16 protein-coding genes are annotated in these 17,439 nt (G+C 37.5%); 5 read left to right on the forward strand and 11 right to left on the reverse strand.

Annotated elements, in window-relative coordinates; all coding sequences use genetic code 11:
* Nucleotides 1–69 precede the first annotated feature (69 nt).
* A complete protein-coding gene (locus tag RK01_RS10195) occupies nucleotides 70–504 on the reverse strand; it encodes a hypothetical protein (RefSeq protein WP_016173203.1) in 435 nt (144 codons plus the stop codon).
* A gap of 379 nt (nucleotides 505–883) precedes the next feature.
* Here RK01_RS10195 and RK01_RS10200 point away from each other — a divergent pair, with 379 nt between their 5' ends.
* A complete protein-coding gene (locus tag RK01_RS10200) occupies nucleotides 884–1,210 on the forward strand; it encodes a PadR family transcriptional regulator (RefSeq protein WP_016173204.1) in 327 nt (108 codons plus the stop codon).
* A 204-nt stretch (nucleotides 1,211–1,414) separates the two neighbouring features.
* The gene (locus RK01_RS10205) at nucleotides 1,415–2,533 is read left to right on the forward strand and encodes a permease prefix domain 1-containing protein (protein WP_016173205.1); all 1,119 of its coding nucleotides are present in this window, start codon (nucleotides 1,415–1,417) and stop codon (nucleotides 2,531–2,533) included.
* 224 nt (nucleotides 2,534–2,757) lie between these two features.
* On the opposite strand, the gene RK01_RS13775 is transcribed toward RK01_RS10205, so the two are convergent.
* From RK01_RS13775 to RK01_RS10215, 3 genes are all read right to left on the reverse strand, one after another.
* Entirely contained in the window at nucleotides 2,758–2,925 is a 168-nt protein-coding gene (locus RK01_RS13775; protein ID WP_016173206.1) for a hypothetical protein, read from the reverse strand.
* 19 nt (nucleotides 2,926–2,944) lie between these two features.
* Complete coding sequence (locus RK01_RS10210) at nucleotides 2,945–4,153, reverse strand: MFS transporter (protein WP_016173207.1); 1,209 nt, start codon at nucleotides 4,151–4,153, stop codon at nucleotides 2,945–2,947.
* A gap of 181 nt (nucleotides 4,154–4,334) precedes the next feature.
* Nucleotides 4,335–4,655: a hypothetical protein gene (locus tag RK01_RS10215; protein WP_016173208.1), complete on the reverse strand. Its 321-nt coding sequence runs from the start codon at nucleotides 4,653–4,655 to the stop codon at nucleotides 4,335–4,337.
* Nucleotides 4,656–4,879: 224 nt separating this feature from the next.
* Here RK01_RS10215 and RK01_RS10220 point away from each other — a divergent pair, with 224 nt between their 5' ends.
* Nucleotides 4,880–5,536: a Crp/Fnr family transcriptional regulator gene (locus RK01_RS10220; protein WP_016173209.1), complete on the forward strand. Its 657-nt coding sequence runs from the start codon at nucleotides 4,880–4,882 to the stop codon at nucleotides 5,534–5,536.
* 232 nt (nucleotides 5,537–5,768) lie between these two features.
* Here RK01_RS10220 and RK01_RS10225 read toward each other — a convergent pair whose 3' ends face one another.
* Nucleotides 5,769–6,173 (reverse strand): hypothetical protein, encoded by a 405-nt coding sequence (locus tag RK01_RS10225; protein ID WP_016173210.1) that lies wholly within the window; start codon nucleotides 6,171–6,173, stop codon nucleotides 5,769–5,771.
* A 263-nt stretch (nucleotides 6,174–6,436) separates the two neighbouring features.
* On the opposite strand from RK01_RS10225, the gene RK01_RS10230 reads away from it, so the two are divergent.
* Nucleotides 6,437–6,673 carry a hypothetical protein gene (locus RK01_RS10230; protein WP_016173211.1) on the forward strand — a complete coding sequence of 79 codons (237 nt, stop codon included), beginning with the start codon at nucleotides 6,437–6,439 and terminating at the stop codon, nucleotides 6,671–6,673.
* A gap of 35 nt (nucleotides 6,674–6,708) precedes the next feature.
* Nucleotides 6,709–8,094, forward strand: coding sequence for a M24 family metallopeptidase (locus RK01_RS10235; RefSeq protein WP_016173212.1), 1,386 nt, complete (start codon nucleotides 6,709–6,711; stop codon nucleotides 8,092–8,094).
* Between the two features lie 46 nt (nucleotides 8,095–8,140).
* On the opposite strand, the gene RK01_RS10240 is transcribed toward RK01_RS10235, so the two are convergent.
* From RK01_RS10240 to RK01_RS10265, 6 genes are all read right to left on the reverse strand, one after another.
* Nucleotides 8,141–8,911, reverse strand: a complete 771-nt coding sequence (locus RK01_RS10240; RefSeq protein WP_016173213.1) for an alpha/beta hydrolase — start codon at nucleotides 8,909–8,911, stop codon at nucleotides 8,141–8,143.
* Nucleotides 8,912–9,016: 105 nt separating this feature from the next.
* Nucleotides 9,017–9,988, reverse strand: a complete 972-nt coding sequence (locus RK01_RS10245) for a LacI family DNA-binding transcriptional regulator (protein ID WP_016173214.1) — start codon at nucleotides 9,986–9,988, stop codon at nucleotides 9,017–9,019.
* Nucleotides 9,989–10,122: 134 nt separating this feature from the next.
* A complete protein-coding gene (locus RK01_RS10250) occupies nucleotides 10,123–13,404 on the reverse strand; it encodes a GH36-type glycosyl hydrolase domain-containing protein (protein ID WP_016173215.1) in 3,282 nt (1,093 codons plus the stop codon).
* Between the two features lie 12 nt (nucleotides 13,405–13,416).
* Complete coding sequence (locus RK01_RS10255) at nucleotides 13,417–15,567, reverse strand: glycoside hydrolase family 3 N-terminal domain-containing protein (protein ID WP_016173216.1); 2,151 nt, start codon at nucleotides 15,565–15,567, stop codon at nucleotides 13,417–13,419.
* Nucleotides 15,568–15,603: 36 nt separating this feature from the next.
* Nucleotides 15,604–16,434 carry a carbohydrate ABC transporter permease gene (locus RK01_RS10260; RefSeq protein WP_016173217.1) on the reverse strand — a complete coding sequence of 277 codons (831 nt, stop codon included), beginning with the start codon at nucleotides 16,432–16,434 and terminating at the stop codon, nucleotides 15,604–15,606.
* Nucleotides 16,435–16,449: 15 nt separating this feature from the next.
* The gene (locus RK01_RS10265; protein ID WP_016173218.1) at nucleotides 16,450–17,343 is read right to left on the reverse strand and encodes a carbohydrate ABC transporter permease; all 894 of its coding nucleotides are present in this window, start codon (nucleotides 17,341–17,343) and stop codon (nucleotides 16,450–16,452) included.
* Nucleotides 17,344–17,439 lie beyond the last annotated feature (96 nt).

The following is a 17,439-nucleotide window of genomic DNA, read 5'->3' on the forward strand; positions in this document are numbered from 1 at the left end:
CCTGAACTATTGTATCAGGTTAATGGGAATTATTCAACTTATTCTCGAATAATGATTTTAATTTTTTCTTCAAATCGACCAAAACACGAACATTAAAATGGTGTTTGCCATTTTTAGTATTTTAATTACGGCATCATTCTTCACATTTTCATTTTTCTTCAAGCGACATAAAATCACGAACCCCAGCTGGCGAACTTTTGCCAAATAGCGCCTTTTTAATAGCAGCCACTGATGCAAGCTAAAAAAATGTTTCAAATCACCAAAAAAGCGTAATTGCCACAGGCTCCATTTTTCTTTTTGATAAATCTGCGTTAATTCTGCTTGAAAACAAGCACTTGGAAATTCAGCTGCTTGGTTTAAGCGTGCTCTTAATTGAAAACATTTCAATAGTTGTAAATAAATCGTTTCATCAAAACGTTCATCTTGATAATAGTTTTTCATGCGTTTGGTTAGCGTTTTAGCCGTTAAGCCAAAAACTTGTTTATCATTAAACGGAATATACATCGCTTTTTGCTCCTTTTTTTGATCTGTATTTCATCGTTTAGTGTAACGTTGTTGCGCTTTTTTTGCGTAATAAATATTACGCAAAAAAGCACACCAATGATTTTAACTATCTCCCACAAAAAGCTGACCCGATTTTCTAATCCTCACCTTAACAACGAAAAAAGCAGCAGTTGTGTCAAAAAACGCTATAAAAGAGGGCAACTTTTTAATGTCAAAGTAAAATTGCCGAAATTATTCCGCCAATTTATTCAAATTTCTTTCGTAAAAAATCAGCCTTGCGACTGATTTTTACTAAAATACTACTTTTTACTTCATCTGTCGTAGTAAACATGCTATTATTATTACGACAGATGAAGTAATTTTAAAAGGTGGTGACACAATGATTTCAAGCGATGGCATTCGCGGTTATAATGACGCGATTATTTTGACGATTTTGGCAGAAGGAGATTCTTATGGCTATGCGATTTCAAAAGAAATTAAGGCCCGCACCGATGAAATTTATGTCATCAAAGAAACGACGCTCTATTCCGCTTTTACCCGCTTGGAAAAACAAGGTCTCATTACCGCTTATCCCGGGGAAGTGACCCATGGCAAAAAGCGCACTTATTACGCGATTACTGCTGCCGGAAAAACGGCTTTAGCAGAAAAAATTGCCGAATGGAGTCAGACAAAAAAAGTAGTCGATCGCTTTTTAATTGGTTCATAACACAAGCACTGCCTAATTTTTAACACGTCTGAAAATATATTGTCACAAAATGACTTCAATTTGAGCTGGAAAATAAAAGGTCCCCTGACTTCACATCAGAAAAACTCCTTAAAATACAGCTTTAACTTGAAATATGTACCTTGTTGTTAGCCTGACAAAAATTTTTCATTCTAACTAACAACAATCAAACAAGGAGGAATAAAAATGAAAATTATCGTGGAATATTTAGATAGTTTGTTTTTAAATGTCCCCGTCACGCCGGAAACAAAAAAAGCAAAAGAAGATTTACTGGCATTGATGGAAGATCATTATAACGAATTAATTGCTGAAGGAAAAAATGAACATGAAGCAATCGGGGCGGTAATTACCGAATTTGGTTCAATCGATGAATTACTTGATGAGCTAGGTGTACAGCGGGAAATGCCACAAGCTACTTCAGAGAAAAAGATAGCCCAAGAACATGAGCAACCTCAAAATAGTTTAGATGACGATTTTAATTTTGATGAAGAAGATTTTTCAAAAGCAGCTTGGCGGGCCAACCACGAAAATTTCGACCAACAAGATTGGGACACTTCAGATTATGCCAAAGAAGATTACGCCAAAAATTACGCCGAGCCGATTACCCTAGACGAAGCTGAAGATTACTGGCGCATGATTCGCCAGTTTGCCGTTTTCATTGCCAGCGGGGTCTTATTGTGTGTCGTAGCGATTGCTTCACTGATTTTGTTAGCTAATAGAGGTGTAGAAGGTATAGGGTTAGCAAGTTTCTTCTTATTAGTGGCAGTAGCAGTCGGGATGTTTATCACTGCTGGGATGAAATTCACGCGTACCCATAAAGCATTAGATGATCGACCAATTAAAGAAGAAGTCCGTGCCACCGGTAAAATGTACGCTCAACAATATCATCGTAGTTTTAGCTTGTCACTTGTAGCTGGAATTTTTCTTTGTATTGTGTCGTTTATGCCGATTTTCATTTTACAATATGCCGAATATTTTGGCGTTGCCTTGTTTTTGATTATCGCCGGCTTAGGTGCTTTTCTAATTATTTATGGCAGTATCGTGCAAACTTATTACAAGCGCTTTGATAATGGTTCGATTTTCATTTCCGATGAAAAAGAACCCGGACCAAATGCTTGCCAACATCTGTATGGCAAAAATGCGCCCATTGTCGGAATGTTTTCAACCATTTACTGGCCGGTTGTCGTTGTGATTTATTTTATTTGGTCCTTTGTGTTTCATGGTTGGGGATATTCTTGGTTAATTTTTGTTATCGCTGGAATTTTTCAAGACAGCATTTTAAAATATTTCAAAAATAAACGGTAATGTTGCCTTCTTCTGAACTAAATTCTACATGAAAAAGCAAAATTATGTGAACTTACTTTTTATTTTCATTTTATTTTATTGTTTCATAGCGGTACAATTAAGCTTACTTCTGACAAACAAAAACAGTTACAGGTGCGCCTACCTCATTGCTAAAAGGGGTAATTTAGGCTAACACTTGCAACTGTTTTTTATTTTTAGCTACCTTTTTTTAAAAAAATGGGCAACTACATGACGTTATTGTTTTGAATTACTTCTTGAATGGCGCAAAGATATTTTTCAGTGCTTTTTACGTGGGCAGCTTCATGCGCTTTGATTTCAGCCAAACGTTGATCGGTTTCTTCTAATTTCACCAATACTTGTTGTAATAATGTTGTGATTTGTTCGTTGTTCATTTTTTTATCCCCCAGCTCTTTAGTCTTCCACCGGTAATTCGCTTTTTTTGCTTTCAACAGTTTTGACGCGGTAAAAAATCCCATATAAAATCGCACAGATAACTGGTAAAAAGCCTGCTACTAAATAAATCCCTTGGAAAGATAACATGCTGCGTAATTCCCCTAAAATAAATGGTCCAATCCCAAGCCCTAAGTCAAGACCAATAAAGTACGTTGATAATGAAATCCCGATACGGTGGTCTTCACTGACTTTTAGACAAATCGCTTGGCCATTTGACATGAATGTTCCATAGCCTAAGCCGATTAAAGCCCCCGCTACAAGCAACATCCAGCTGGCATTGGTAATGCTCAAAAGAAATAAGCCGCCAGTTAAAAATAAATAACTTGGATACATTACGTAGTTTTCCCCGCGTAAGTCAAAAATACGACCAGACATTGGACGCGTGAAAGTAATAATAAGAGCGTAAACCACAAAGAATAGAGAACTAGCACTCACTAAATGAATTTCTTTGGCATAAGAAGAAAGGAAAGCCAAGACACTTGAATAAGCCAAACCCATCAAAAAGCCAATAAATGAAATAAAGACTACTTTTCTTTCCACAAAACTATCAAATGTCCATTTTGTTAATTGTTCCCGATGTTCAGGGGTTAAGACAATATTTCTGACTGGAAAAGCAAAGCAGGCAATTGTCGTTAATAAAATTAAAACAATGGAGAAAATAATAATGAAATAGAAATTGGTTGTATTTAAAAGTACCATCCCGATTAATGGGCCAATCGCAGCCGCTAAACTAGTTGATAACCCATAATAATTAATACCTTCCCCATATTTTGATTTGGGAATATAGGCGGTCACAATTGCGTTAGTCGCGGTCGAAACAGTTCCATAAGCAAAACCGTTTAACAAGCGAATCAGATACATCATGCCAATAGTTGGCATATAAAGATACGCAATCATCGTAATCAAGTAAAATAATGCACCGTAGCGCAGTACCGCTTTACGTCCCCATAATTCAAGGGTTTTACCAATAATCAAACGGGCTAATAATGTACCCAAAATATAAATACCTGTTGCCATGCCTGCTTGCCCTAACGTCGCATGGAGATTGTCTTGGGCGATGACGGCCATAATAACCACTAACAAATAATAAACCAAATAAACAATAAAATTAATGAGGGTGATACTAATAAAGCCCTTATTGAATAATTTTTCTTCCTTGTGTTCCAATGAATTTCCTCCTAGAATTTTGCAGTCCAGTTATTGCTAAAGCGAAAAAACGACTGCCCGAAATGTTTATAGCATAATAGTTTTAGATGACTGTGACTATCCGCTACTGATAATGCCTGCTGCTGAAAAAAACAATCTTCCTGTTTATAATTGCTTTTAAAAAAATGCTTACGTAAATGAGTTAAGCAAAAGATTCTGCCAAATTGGGGGCAAATGCAACTTCTACTGAACTGCCATTCCGCAGATTTTCTAATTTTGCTTCTACTTCGCGATAATTTGAAGGGTAGCGATCAACCAAAAGACTAATAAATAAATCCCGTACCGCCATAAACTCTTGCATAAATGCCGTGAATTCTTGACTTTCTTCTTTACTCACTTCCATCTTCCAAAATAAAGCATCTTGATAAGCATCATTTAAGAAAATTAGCGCTTGATCTTTTTCAAACCGCGCATTATACGCTGCATCCAAGCGCTCAAAAATCATTTCTTTCCATTCTTTCATGAAAATTTCCTTCTTTCTTTTCCTTGTGGGACTTAGTATAGCCACCAAAGCCAGAGAAAAAATGCGAGTTTGTGGTAAAAAAAAGTTTAAATTATAGTGCAAAAACAAAAAACATTAACATTTGTTATTGTTTTTCTGTCTTTTTTCAGTTTAAATAAGTCTATCTGTGTTTTCTGAAAATAAATGAAAGTTACGCAAAAAGAGGGTAAGGAGCGTTTACTTAGATGGATAATCGCGTGTTGGAGGACTATTTACAAGCTCATGATTTTCCGGTAGTAGTCAAGGAAAAGAAAAAATATTTAACGTATGAAGGATTGCAAGATTCAAATGTCTACATTTTAAAAAGCGGCACAATTAAAACCAGCGTCATCTCCCGAGATGGCCGAGAATTTAATTTGCGCTACATCAATAGTTTGGAGATTGTTTCATTGTTAAAAGATGAGTATTCGCAATTTATTGACGCCCCTTTTAATATTCGCGTAGAATCATGCAAAGCCGAGCTTTATCAAATTGATCGGGTGCAATTTTGGAAAGATATCAACCAAAATTTAGATTTACAACTTTTTGTCAAAGATTATTACCGTGTGCGGCTGTTACACTCCATGAAACGAATGCAGCAAATGTTAATGAACGGCAAATTTGGGGCTGTATGTACGCAAATATATGAACTATACGATACTTTTGGTGTGAAAACGCCAGATGGTTTGCTGATTGATTTTGTCGTCACCAATGAAGAAATTGCCCACTTTTGCGGCATTGCTTCTGCCAGCAGTGTCAATCGCATGATGCAGCAACTCAAAGATATGGGCGCTATTACAATAAAAAAACGTAAAATCCTCATTTTAGATCTGGAAATCATTAAGGATAATATTATTTTTTAGCTCATTTATGGCGAACTTTAAGACATGGATAGATAAAAGCTGAAAGGAGCTGTTTTTCTTTCAAGCGATATACCCATAATATTGGTATATCAGACTTATTCCTTGTGAAAATTATATAATTTCTTTATCAATGCAAAATCCGCTAAACATCCATTTACTTGATGTTTAGCGGATTTTTATTTTGTTCCATTTTTTATCCATTATAAAACTCATAAAATCAGCAGCCTGCTTATTAGTTTTCTTGCAACTCTTTTGCGATTGCTTTTGTGTCGTCTTTTTTATCCCCGGCGTTTTCCGCTGCCCGCAAAGCTTCCAAGTGCTCCAACTTAACGTGCAATTCAGCAATTTTATCGGTTAATTCTTGATGCATGTCTTCATGACGCCGCTGCATTTTATCCATCCTGGAACGGACTACAACACCATTTCCCGCTGCAATTGAAGCCCCTACCGCACTTAAAACATTGGTATAATTGCCCAAAATCAGTTGCACATTATTATCAGGTGACAAGGAATGAACTGCTGGTACTACCTTTGTGATAAAGGCAAAAATAACCAGATAAAAAAACAAAAACAAATAAATAAAAATCGAAATTTTACTCGCTAATAATGCCGGAATTTTTTGCAATAATTTTTCCATCATACTCTCCTTTTATAGCTATATTTTAAGTTTAGCAGAAAATATTCCAACTGCTCTATTTGAACACTTTTTAAAAAGAACGAATGCACCCCTCTTTTAAAAATAGTATACTGAAGTGAAAGACTTGCTAGCACATTTTACTCGAAAAATATTTTTATTTTTAGCAAAACGTTTGGTGTTTAGTCCTAAAGTATTGGATGCTAGGAGATATTTTTTTACCAAATGGTGAGTAAGCCACGACAAAAATTGGAGCTGATTTTTTTATGTTATCGCTGGTACTTGGAATTCTGATATTATTTTATCCCCTTATTCAAATCCCCAAGATGATACAACGCAAACGCACAAACGGACACTATTTTTCAGAAGATAAGCGGATTCTTGTAGCCAAAAGTGAAAATATGGGCAACAACCTGAACATGCAAAACAAATATGGTTTTTTTATCAATCTTTTTGCTGCGTTATTTTTAATAGGCTATGGTCTTTATTTAATCCTGCACTAAATGACACTATTTAAACCTGAGAAAAGAGGTCTTCTATGCCAAAATTTAAATTAAAAAAAGTGACGCCGCCGCTACGAGACAATGAAGCCAAAATTTATCACCTAACAGATGAAACAATGGCCGGCCGCAAAGAAAAAGTCTTAGAAAAAATGCGGACAGAAAAAATCGACAGTATCGTTATTTATTGTGATTTGGAACACGGAGGGAATTTTGCTTATTTAACGGGCTTTGTGACCCGTTTTGAGGAAAGTTTACTCATTTTACATCAAGATGGCACTGCTTTTTTTGTGGCCGGCAATGAGAATTTGAAGATGAATCAACATAGTCGCATCCCAGCGACACTACTTCACTATCCTCAATTTTCCTTACCTGACCAACCAATGAAGGGTGAAAAAACACTGGCTGCTGTTTTACAAGAGGCAGAAATTTCTGATGAAAAACAAAACATTGGTCTCATCGGCTGGAAAATGTTTACCACCGAAAATGAAAATAATCGCAAAATTTTTGATGTCCCACATTTTATCGTGTCAGCAGTCACCGAAGTAGCTCCAAACAGTAAGATTGAGAATCGTAGCGATCTTTTTATTCATCCTGAAAATGGCGTGCGAGTAAAAAACAACGCCAACGAAATAGCCTATTATGAATTTGGGTCAAGTTTAGCCTCTGACTGTGTTTTAAACGCTCTCGATGCGGTTAAGATTGGCCAAAGTGAAATGGAAATTGGCAGCAAATTAACCCGCTACGGTCAAACACCAAACGTCATGCCAATTGCCGCCACCGGTGAACGTTTTTCCCACGCTTTTATTTCACCAACTGATAAAAAAGTGCACTTAGGCGATAAGATGTCGTTAACGACCGGTTTTAGAGGTGGGCTAGCTAGTCGCAGCGGCTACGCTGTTCATAACGAAACCGAATTACCCCAAGGACAAGCAGATTACTTAAAAAAAGTCGCGCAACCTTATTTCAACGCTGTGACAACTTGGCTAGAAAAAATTGAGTTAGAGATGACGGGCGGTCAGCTGTATCAAATAATTGCAGACGTCTTACCAAAAGAAATTTATCATTGGCATTTAAATCCCGGCCACTTAACTGCCGATGAAGAGTGGATGTCCTCGCCTATAAAGCCAAACGCCGCAGCGCCTCTTGTATCGGGTATGTTATTGCAAATAGACATTATCCCTTCTGTTCCAGGCTTTGCTGGTGCCAGTTGTGAAAACGGCATTGCCTTAGCTGACAGCACATTGCGCCAAGAATTAGCTGCAAAATATCCTGCTGTATGGCAGCGCATAAAAGTGCGGCAAGAATATATTCGTCAAGAACTTAATATTGCCTTGCCTGATCACGTCTTACCACTATCGAGTGGTGTTGCCTTTTATACACCTTTTTTCTTAGCCAAAGATTTGGCTTTTGTGAAAGAGTGAGAAAAGAAAAAAACAACTTATCTTTAAATGAAGATAGGTTGTTTTTTTAATACTTATTTTTAGTTTTCCTTGTATAAATCTCCGCGAAGCGTTGTAAAACGACAGCAATTGCTTTTTCCCAATAGGCCCAGTCATGATTTCCTGGGCTTTCTTGATATTCAAAGAAAGGCAATACATTTTGTGCTCTTTGTAAAAAATTTTGATTATCCTGATAAATAAAATCCTCTGTCCCACACATTTGCAAAAAGTAAGTTTCCTCAATAGATGCAGGCATTTCATGAGGCAATAGATTGAATAAGTTATTGTTGCTTTTTGATAGTATCCTGATGTCACCAAAAATTGCTGCCAGCTGTTTTTTTCGCTCTGATCTTCGCCACAAGTTAACAACATCCAGCGCTCCTGAAAGTGAAGCTGCGGCATTAAACTGATCTGGATATGTCAGCGCCCATTTAAAAGCGCCATATCCGCCCATGGAAAGCCCAGCGACAAACATTTTTTCTTTGACAGCCTCAATTTGGAACCATTGCTTCATTTTTTGTGGGAGCTCTTGGGTCAAAAAGGTAAAATAAGCACCGCCTGCGGCCATATCTGTATAATAACTTAGGCCCACTTGCGGCATCACAATAACAAAAGGATACTTTTGTGCCTGACGTGCTAAATTCGTCTGATTGAACCAGGCATTACAATCGTCTGACCATCCGTGGAGTAAATAAAGGACGGGTGCCTCAGAAATATCAACTGTATCTGGTAAATAAATTTTAACACTGGTACTTAAATCTAAAATTTGTGATTTAAAATTCAGCTGACAAATTGTCATTAACAACACTCCTTTATACACAAACCATCGTGCTATTCAACAATAAAAAAGCCAGCTCACAGTTGCTAAAACCTCATTCTTAGCAACTGCTCAACTGGAAGTTTTTCAATGTCCTAATGAGCTCCCGGGTACAAATGTTGTATAAATTGCTTCATCTTCCACCTTTTCGCCTTGGATTAGACGGATAATTTTTTCGGCAGCCACCATGCCCCAACGATGTTTGGAATAAGCAATTGTTGCCAGTCGCGGTGTTAAAAAGGAGCTGATTTCAATATTATCAAAACCGACAATACGAATATCTTGTCCAATTTTTTCTTTTCTTTTGGCAAAAAACTTATAAATCCCCACAGCCATTTCATCATTAAAGGAAAAAATATCCAAAGGAAATGTCGCCAAGCCCTGATCAATTTTTTCAGCAATTTTTTCAGCTGCGGCATAGCCGGAAGGTTCAGTAAAATTTCCCGCGATAATCTCGTACTCAATACCAAAACGGGTCAATTCTTTGGTACTAGCCGATAGTCTTTGGGCGTTATCATAGCCCATTGAACCGGTTACCAAATAGACGTGTTGCGTTTTTGCCGCTAGAAGTCGTTCTACCGCTAAAGTAGCGCCGCCTTTATTATCAAGTAAAACCCGTGAAATATTATCTTTGGCAATTTCACGATCTAAGACCACCATTTGATGTCCTCGATCCGCTAACATTTCGATTTCTTGAGTCTTAAACGTCCAATCTAAGATAATTGCACCGTCGACCATTCTTTCGGGAATGAATAAATGGGATTTTTGTCCACTGCAAACAATCATTTCATAATCATAGGCTGCTAATCCGCGTTTAATTCCATCCAATAGTTCACCATAAAAACTGCCGGCATAGTCGGCTAAATATACCCCGATAATATTTGTCTGTTGCTTTTTCAACGTGCGGGCAGCCATGTTGGGAACATAGTTTAACTCAGCGGCAATAGCCATGATACGTTGACGGGTTTGTTCAGTTACTTTAGTGCTGCCATTTAAAGCATATGAAACTGTTGAAATTGATACCCCTGCGGCTTTTGCTATATCTTTAATACCAACCATGTGCCTTACCCTCCTATTCTCATTCATTACTATCTAAGTTTGTTGCTATGTAAAATGCAACTTATCTTTTAAAATTTTGACAATGTGACCAAAATTGCTGTCACATCGTCAAAATCTTTATTCTTACTGTTTAATTAGCAATAAATATCAATTTGATTGCCATGTTTCAGATATTCTTTAAAGTCTGCTTTATTCAAGATAAAACCACCCTTACGATAAGGATTAGATTCTAATTTTGTTGCTACCACTTTACCATTGATTACCAATTTACGCTCCTCTTCTGTTGCAATATGAAAAGTAAGGGCCACAGGTATATCCCCTAATGCGTAAGTTACATTTAACCCGTCAAGTTCTGCAGGTAAAACAGGGTCCAAGACGATCGTTTTACTGTCTTCTCTTAGGCCCAAAACGTTTGTTAACAATTGATTTAAATAAATTCCCGGCCCGCTAGAATAGATGCGCCAGCCCCCTTTAACGTCAACGCTTCCATCTCTTAGTTTACCAAAATTTTCTTGGGCTTCATATCTTGTTTTGAAATCGCCATCAGAACTACTGAAATAAACGTTTGATTGACGTAATTTGGCATTTTGTACGCGTTCTTTTAAATTAATGGGATTAATCGTCTGCAAGGCACGCCATGTTTCCTCCGATTTACCTAATTTTGCCATTGCTTCGGTAAAACGAATATGGGCATGGACATACTGCAAGCCAATTTCACGCCCAAAATTAGCAGCTTGTTCAGCTCGTTTAAAATTGGTGCTAACGCCACCAGCGTAGTGGGCGGGGCGATTCATCAAGCGTACACCATCAGGAAATTGCAAATTTTCTTTAATAATAGCCAAGTGAGCTTGGGCTTGTTCTGGTGTTAATAATTCCGCAATCATACTTCGCGTCATTGGTAAGAGCCGATATTGAATGCCCGTCTTTTTATCCGTTGGATGAATCATCAACTCTGGCGTACCATCTTCTTCCATATAAACAAAGCCGGGAATAACATCTGTATCTAAGATATACTTATTAAAGTCTGCTTTAATGCCAGTGACAAGTTTTGCTAGATGCTGGCTGTAATCTTTATCTTCACCAGCTAAAACATCGCTAAGTTTTTTTAATACTTGGTAAGTTAATGCCACCGTCCAACTTGACGCCATGTGTTTTTTCAAGCGACTATCATAAGGTTGCAATGTATCATCCCAATCGCCATCACCATAACAAGACAAATAGGTGCCGGCTAAGAAATTATCTTCAATATACTGTACTTCTTTTTTCAAGTGTTCAAAAAGAGTATAGTTTTTGGTCGTTTTATGGAAATCACTCCGACGAGTGTATGGCAACTCTTCTTTTAAAACGCTATAATCACCTGTTTTGGCTAAATAATCAGCAATAATTTTCATGGGCCAAACAATCACATCGCCATGACTTTCGTCAGCTTTTTGTGTTTCATAGCGATCAAACATAAACCATTGTGGCCAGTTACCATCGTCATCAAATTGGTTGGCATAAACTTTTTTGATAATGTCTTTGACGACTTCAGGGCGATTGATGGCAAAGAAAAATTCGGTTGGTCCTTGGGAAACATCCCGCGTACCCCAAGCAGCGCCTCCATACTGTTCTAAACCATGAGGAGATAGATAATGCACCAACATGTTGTGCGCATACCAGCGGCTTAAATAATTCATGCTACTAACGTCCACTGTTTCATGATCCAATTTGAAATGATGCAATAAGCCATCAATAAAATCAAGATACGCTTCATCTTCTGCAATCAAATCCGTATTTGTTGCAACAAAATTCTCACCGGACAAAGTTCCTTGAATAACACTTTCAAATCCAGAAACATCTTCTATAACTAAAATATTTAATTCACTTGTCTCAACACCAAAAAGACGTTCATCAGTCATACTAAAACCAGTATCAACAGTCATATAATAAGTTAAATCAGGATATTCGCCATTTACAGGTGAATCTGCTGCTGGTTTGATTGTCATTTGATTTCCGACTTTACTTATTTGATAAGTCGGCGTTTCTGTGGCTCCCATCAAAAGCTGATTTGTTAACGCAAAAGTATAATTTTTACCAACCGCGCTATGACAATTTAAGCGAATCTCGCGACCATCTGCGACAGTATAAGTGGTAATCGTCAATAAATCATCAGCCAATTGATAATACCAAGTTGCTGAATTTAACCCCATTTCAAAAGCAGAAGGCATTGTCAACAGCCGCCAATTTTCCCCTTCTCTAACATATAAGCGTTGACCAGATTGTTTTAAAACATTCAAGGCATTACGGCTATTACTCATTAGTTTATTCATAGAGGTATTCCCTAATACCACTTGAGAGTTAAAAATACCATACATATAAACAGTAGTAGCAAGTAATGGCTTATCAACTGTTAAATCGGTTCCACTAAGTAAAATATGACCAGTTGCCCGTTCCATTTGTTTTTCTTTTTCTTGTAACACAACATGGTGATAATTCGTTGTAAAAAAAGATAACAGGCCATTTTCATCTGTTTCAACTTGTTCTTTTTCGGGGAAGAGTGCATTGATTTCTGTTGGTGTAAATTGGCGTCCTACTAAAGGTGCACCTAATTTTTTTTGACTCGTTTTTCCTTCACGGTTGGTTAAAACGGTCGGTTTAAGATATGCTTCTTCTATTTGTTGCTTATTAAAAATTGGGGCTGTTACCGCTTGGGGATGATTAGCTTTGAACCCGCCATAAAAAACAATTTCAGCGGAACCTTGTAAAGTTAATTTCTCCGATTGTAAAACAGGGTAAGCAAATTCATATTGATAGACTTCATTTTCAAATTGATCTTGTGCTAGAGCTTCAGGTACATTGGTTTTTTTGAAAGTTGTTCCAAAAAATTGATAACCGTCTGTCAAAAAGCCGCGATTTTTCGTTAAGCTGCCATGTTCGACTACTGGAAATTTTCCGTCTTGCGGTTGATTTTGACGTGAAGTAATCGTATAGCCATTTTCACCTTCTGTAATTTTGTGATCAACATATTGGGACATGTAAGCTTCATTAGACTGAACCGCACCTTTTGTTGCATTTCCCAAGTCTTGCGCAAAAACGACATCAACAATTTGCCCTTCTCCTTTTAATGTCACTGTCCAAAACCAGATATCCTTTTGACTTAAAGTAAAGTCTACTTGATAAGAAATATTCCCCACACTTCCTTGCCAAGTTACCCCTTTTTCATTTTTGGAAAAAGTGCTGTTACTATTTGAACCGATTAATGGTGTCGCCGTTATTTCGTGATCAAAATTTCGCAAATAAATTTGATTCACACTACCATCTAATGCATTGCCGTTTAATTGGTTAATCATGATCTCATTACTGGTTAGTTCGTATAAATCCCCAGTGGGTAAAAACGTCGCTTTGACATCTGTTCCTTTTAAAATAATTTGTGTCATTGTCTTAACTCCCTACTTCACTAAATTAAATCTTACTGCGGTTAAATCGCGACTATTGGGTCCTACCATTGCTAAGAAGGTGCCCTTATCACTAGTTACTGCTTGATTTTTATGGACATAACGCAACATATCTTCTGTAATGGTAAAAGAAACTTTACGACTTTCTTTCCCTGCTAATTCTACTTGTTGAAAAGCCTTCAATTCCTTAATTGGACGAACAACTTGTCCAACTAAATCTTGAATATATAATTGGACTGTTTCAGTCCCTGCTGTTTCACTGTTGTTGGTCAGCGTCACGGTAGCTTTAATTTGACTGTCCTTAGTTAATTCTGTTTGATCTAAGACAAAATCTTGGTATGAAAATTGACTATAACTTAAACCAAAGCCAAAAGGATATTTAGCATAATTGGAAACATCCAAATATTTTGAAACGTATTTCTCTTTTGGTGCGCTTTCATAAGGACGCCCGGTGTTATCACAGTTATAAAAAATTGGTACCTGACCGACACTTTCTGGAAATGACATGGATAAACGAGCAGATGGGTTATAATCCCCCCATAAAATAGCGGCCAAAGCATTACCGGTTTCGGTACCTCCAAACCAAGCTTCTACAAGCGCTTTTGCACTATCAATACCATTTAAATCTAGCGGCCGACCATTGTATAACGTCACAATAATCTGGTCATTTACTTTTTTGATATCTTCAAATAACGCAATTTGGGCGGCAGGCAACGTGATATCACTACGACTAGCAGCTTCTCCGCTCATCCACTCGGTTTCCCCTAATGCCAAGACTACTTTATCCGCTTTAGCTGCAAGTAAAATAGCTTCATTGATTGCCGCATCACTTGGTGCAAAATAATCAAAAACTTCTTTGCCTACTAATAAGTGTTGACTATAGACTTGCGCACCTTCTACCAGTGAAACTGCTTCTTCCATTTTTCCTTGCCAAGACCATGCCCCTAAAACATCGTGGCTATTTGCCGCAGGTCCAATAATCGCCACCGTTTCCGTCGCACTTAAAGGCAAAATATTTTCGTCATTTTTTAACAAGACCATCGATTTCTTGGCAATTTCTTGTGCAGCCTGACGATGCTCTGTCGATAAAATTACTTTTTCATCTGCGACGCTGGCCCCGCGATAGGGATTTTCAAAGAGACCCAAGTCATTTTTCAGCTCTAAAATACGTAAAACCGCTTCATCTAATAAAGATTCATCCACACTGCCTTCTGCAATTAGTTCAGCTAAATAATGCGTATAGCAAGTCGTCATCATTTCAATATCGACGCCAGCTTCAATTGCCAGCTGAGCAGCCTCTTTTTCATCAGCTGCCACACCGTGAGGGATTAATTCTTTTACTGCCCCCCAGTCTGAAATTACAACACCGTCAAAATCATATTCCTCTCTTAACACGTCACGAAAGAGCCATTTATTGCCCGTAGCCGGAATCCCGTCAATCGTATTAAAAGACGTCATCACTAATTTTGCACCAGCATCTAAAGCTGCTTTGTAACCTGGTAGGTAACTTTCTCTAAGCTGTCTTTCCGACATATTCACTGTATTGTAATCACGACCTGCTAATGCTGCGCCATAAGCGGCAAAGTGTTTGACACAAGCGGCCACACGGCTGAAGTCATTTTTTAAATCGTCCCCTTGATAACCTTTAACAAAACTCTCAGCAAAACGAGCGTTCAAGTAAGGATCTTCTCCTGTCGACTCCATTACTCTTCCCCAACGTGGATCGCGTACCAAATCAACCATAGGAGAAAAAGTTACATGTAGACCCGAAACTGCGGCTTCTTTAGCGGAAACCTGAGCCATTTCTTCGGCTGCTGCTAAATCCCAACTACTACCAAGTGCTAATGGAATCGGAAAAATTGTCCGAAATCCGTGGATAATGTCTGCCATTAATAAAGTTGGAATTCCCAAGCGGTTTTTTTCCATATATTCTTTTTGAATTCGCTTTGCTTCACTTGCACCTGACAACCCTAAAATAGTACCGGCATTTTGAATATTTTCATCTGTTAAGCCCATTTCTGTCATCGGACCGGTTTTTTCTTCGGCGGCCTGTGAGTAAAAATCGGCGGCTAATTGTAAAAGTTGATCGACTTTTTCTGTCAATGTCATTTCTTGTACCAATGCGGCTAATTTGCTTTGTTCCATTGCTGCATCCTCCTTTAACTGGTGTAAAATCTAACTTTATTTATTACCGGAAACGTTATATCCATCTAAAATATACTTTTGTAAAAACATGAATATGATTAAAATCGGTACAACCATGAACGTTGAACCTGCCATTTGTAAAGAATAGTTATTGGCATATTGACCCTTTAACAATTGAAGTCCCACTGATAAGGTGTAATATTTTTCATCATTTGCCATAATCAACGGCCATAAGAATGAGTTCCAGCCGCCGATAAATGTGGCAATACCTTGTACTGCCAATACTGGTTTAGAAATTGGTAAGACAATACGGGTAAAGATAAACCATTCACTAGCACCATCTAATCTCGCTGCTTCTAAAAGCTCATTGGAAATCGCAGAAGCAAATTGGCGAAATAAGAAAATGCCGTATGCACCAACTAATCCGGGTAAAATAATCCCCGCCATCGTGTTTGTTAATTTTAAAGAGTTCATAATTAAATAAACGGGAATCATTGTTACTTGTCCTGGAATCATCATAGTTGCTAATACCAAGTAAAATAATGGTTCACGACCTTTAAAGTTATACTTGGCAAAACCAAAACCTGCCATTGCATTAAAGAACATTCCTAAAAAGGAAAACGCCACTACAATTAATGTATTTTTCAAATAAACGATAAAGTTAAATGCCTCAAACAACTCTTTGAAATTATCCATAGAAAAATGTTCTGGTAAAATTTTTGGAGGAAATTGCATGATTTCGGCATCGGTTTTAAAAGAAGAAAGGATCATCCATACAAAAGGAATCATCCAAATAATCGCACCAATCGCTAAGGCAACCCCGATTGCAATTTTGGCACGACGGTTACTTTGCATTTCTTTTGTCATCTTTGATTACCTCACTTATAATTGATTTTCTGCATTTTTACGCTGCATTCTAAATTGCAACAATGTAACAATGATGATAGCTGCAAATAAAATGAATGAACCTGCTGCTGCATAACCAAATTTACTCAATTGGAAGCCGTTACGGTAAATAAATAGTGCCACTGAAGTCGTAGAGTCTAATGGTCCACCATTGGTTAAAACAAAAGGTTCTTCGAAGAATTGCAGCCAACCAATTAAAGTGGTTACGGTAACAAAGAATGTTGAAAACCGTAAAGATGGAATGGTAATGTACCAAATTTGTTGGCGTTTTGATGCGCCGTCTAAAGAAGCAGCTTCATATAATTCTTTAGGAATACCTTGAATAGCAGCTAGAAAAATTAACATATTGGCTCCAACTGCCCGCCATACTCCCAAAATGATTAAAGAGACTTTTGCCATTACTGGGTTGGTCAACCAGGGAACAGCATCAATATGTAGCAAAGACAGCAAATAGTTTAAGAATCCAAAACTTGGATTGTATAAATAAGCAAATACAACAGCCACTGCTACCACATTGGTAATTGCAGGTGTGTAAAAAATCATTCGAAAAGCAGAGAAAATTTTATTTTTTCCAAAGTTGATCATTAAAGCCAAGCCCATTGATAAAGCAATGACAACCGGCACCCCGAATACAACATAAAAAATGGTGTTTTTAATGCTCTTTAGAAAAACTGGATCTGAAACAATGTCTTGATAATTTTTAAAGGCAACAAATTTAATTTGTGACCAATCGGCGAGTCCAACCAGACTCATATCAGTAAAACTAATAAAAAATGCAACAAAAATAGGAATAATAGAAAATAGCAATAATAAAATCAACGCCGGAGCAATGAAAAGATAGGGTGCTTTGGTGGTTTTGGCTTTTCGCAATGGAAGCGCCTCCTTCAAAATAATTTTGTAAATTGGATTAATTGACAAAAGGAAGGAGTGGTTAAAAGTCCAAACTGGACTTTTGGACCACTCCTA

It is taken from the genome of Enterococcus dispar ATCC 51266, assembly GCF_000406945.1.
Lineage (GTDB): Bacteria > Bacillota > Bacilli > Lactobacillales > Enterococcaceae > Enterococcus_C > Enterococcus_C dispar.

Coding starts and splice junctions, on each gene's coding strand:
- RK01_RS10195 (WP_016173203.1), bottom strand. CDS start 504: ATGTATATTCCGTTTAATGATAAACAAGTTTTTGGCTTAACGGCTAAA.
- RK01_RS10200 (WP_016173204.1), top strand. CDS start 884: ATGATTTCAAGCGATGGCATTCGCGGTTATAATGACGCGATTATTTTG.
- RK01_RS10205 (WP_016173205.1), top strand. CDS start 1,415: ATGAAAATTATCGTGGAATATTTAGATAGTTTGTTTTTAAATGTCCCC.
- RK01_RS13775 (WP_016173206.1), bottom strand. CDS start 2,925: ATGAACAACGAACAAATCACAACATTATTACAACAAGTATTGGTGAAA.
- RK01_RS10215 (WP_016173208.1), bottom strand. CDS start 4,655: ATGAAAGAATGGAAAGAAATGATTTTTGAGCGCTTGGATGCAGCGTAT.
- RK01_RS10220 (WP_016173209.1), top strand. CDS start 4,880: ATGGATAATCGCGTGTTGGAGGACTATTTACAAGCTCATGATTTTCCG.
- RK01_RS10225 (WP_016173210.1), bottom strand. CDS start 6,173: ATGGAAAAATTATTGCAAAAAATTCCGGCATTATTAGCGAGTAAAATT.
- RK01_RS10230 (WP_016173211.1), top strand. CDS start 6,437: ATGTTATCGCTGGTACTTGGAATTCTGATATTATTTTATCCCCTTATT.
- RK01_RS10235 (WP_016173212.1), top strand. CDS start 6,709: ATGCCAAAATTTAAATTAAAAAAAGTGACGCCGCCGCTACGAGACAAT.
- RK01_RS10240 (WP_016173213.1), bottom strand. CDS start 8,911: ATGACAATTTGTCAGCTGAATTTTAAATCACAAATTTTAGATTTAAGT.
- RK01_RS10245 (WP_016173214.1), bottom strand. CDS start 9,988: ATGGTTGGTATTAAAGATATAGCAAAAGCCGCAGGGGTATCAATTTCA.
- RK01_RS10250 (WP_016173215.1), bottom strand. CDS start 13,404: ATGACACAAATTATTTTAAAAGGAACAGATGTCAAAGCGACGTTTTTA.
- RK01_RS10255 (WP_016173216.1), bottom strand. CDS start 15,567: ATGGAACAAAGCAAATTAGCCGCATTGGTACAAGAAATGACATTGACA.
- RK01_RS10260 (WP_016173217.1), bottom strand. CDS start 16,434: ATGACAAAAGAAATGCAAAGTAACCGTCGTGCCAAAATTGCAATCGGG.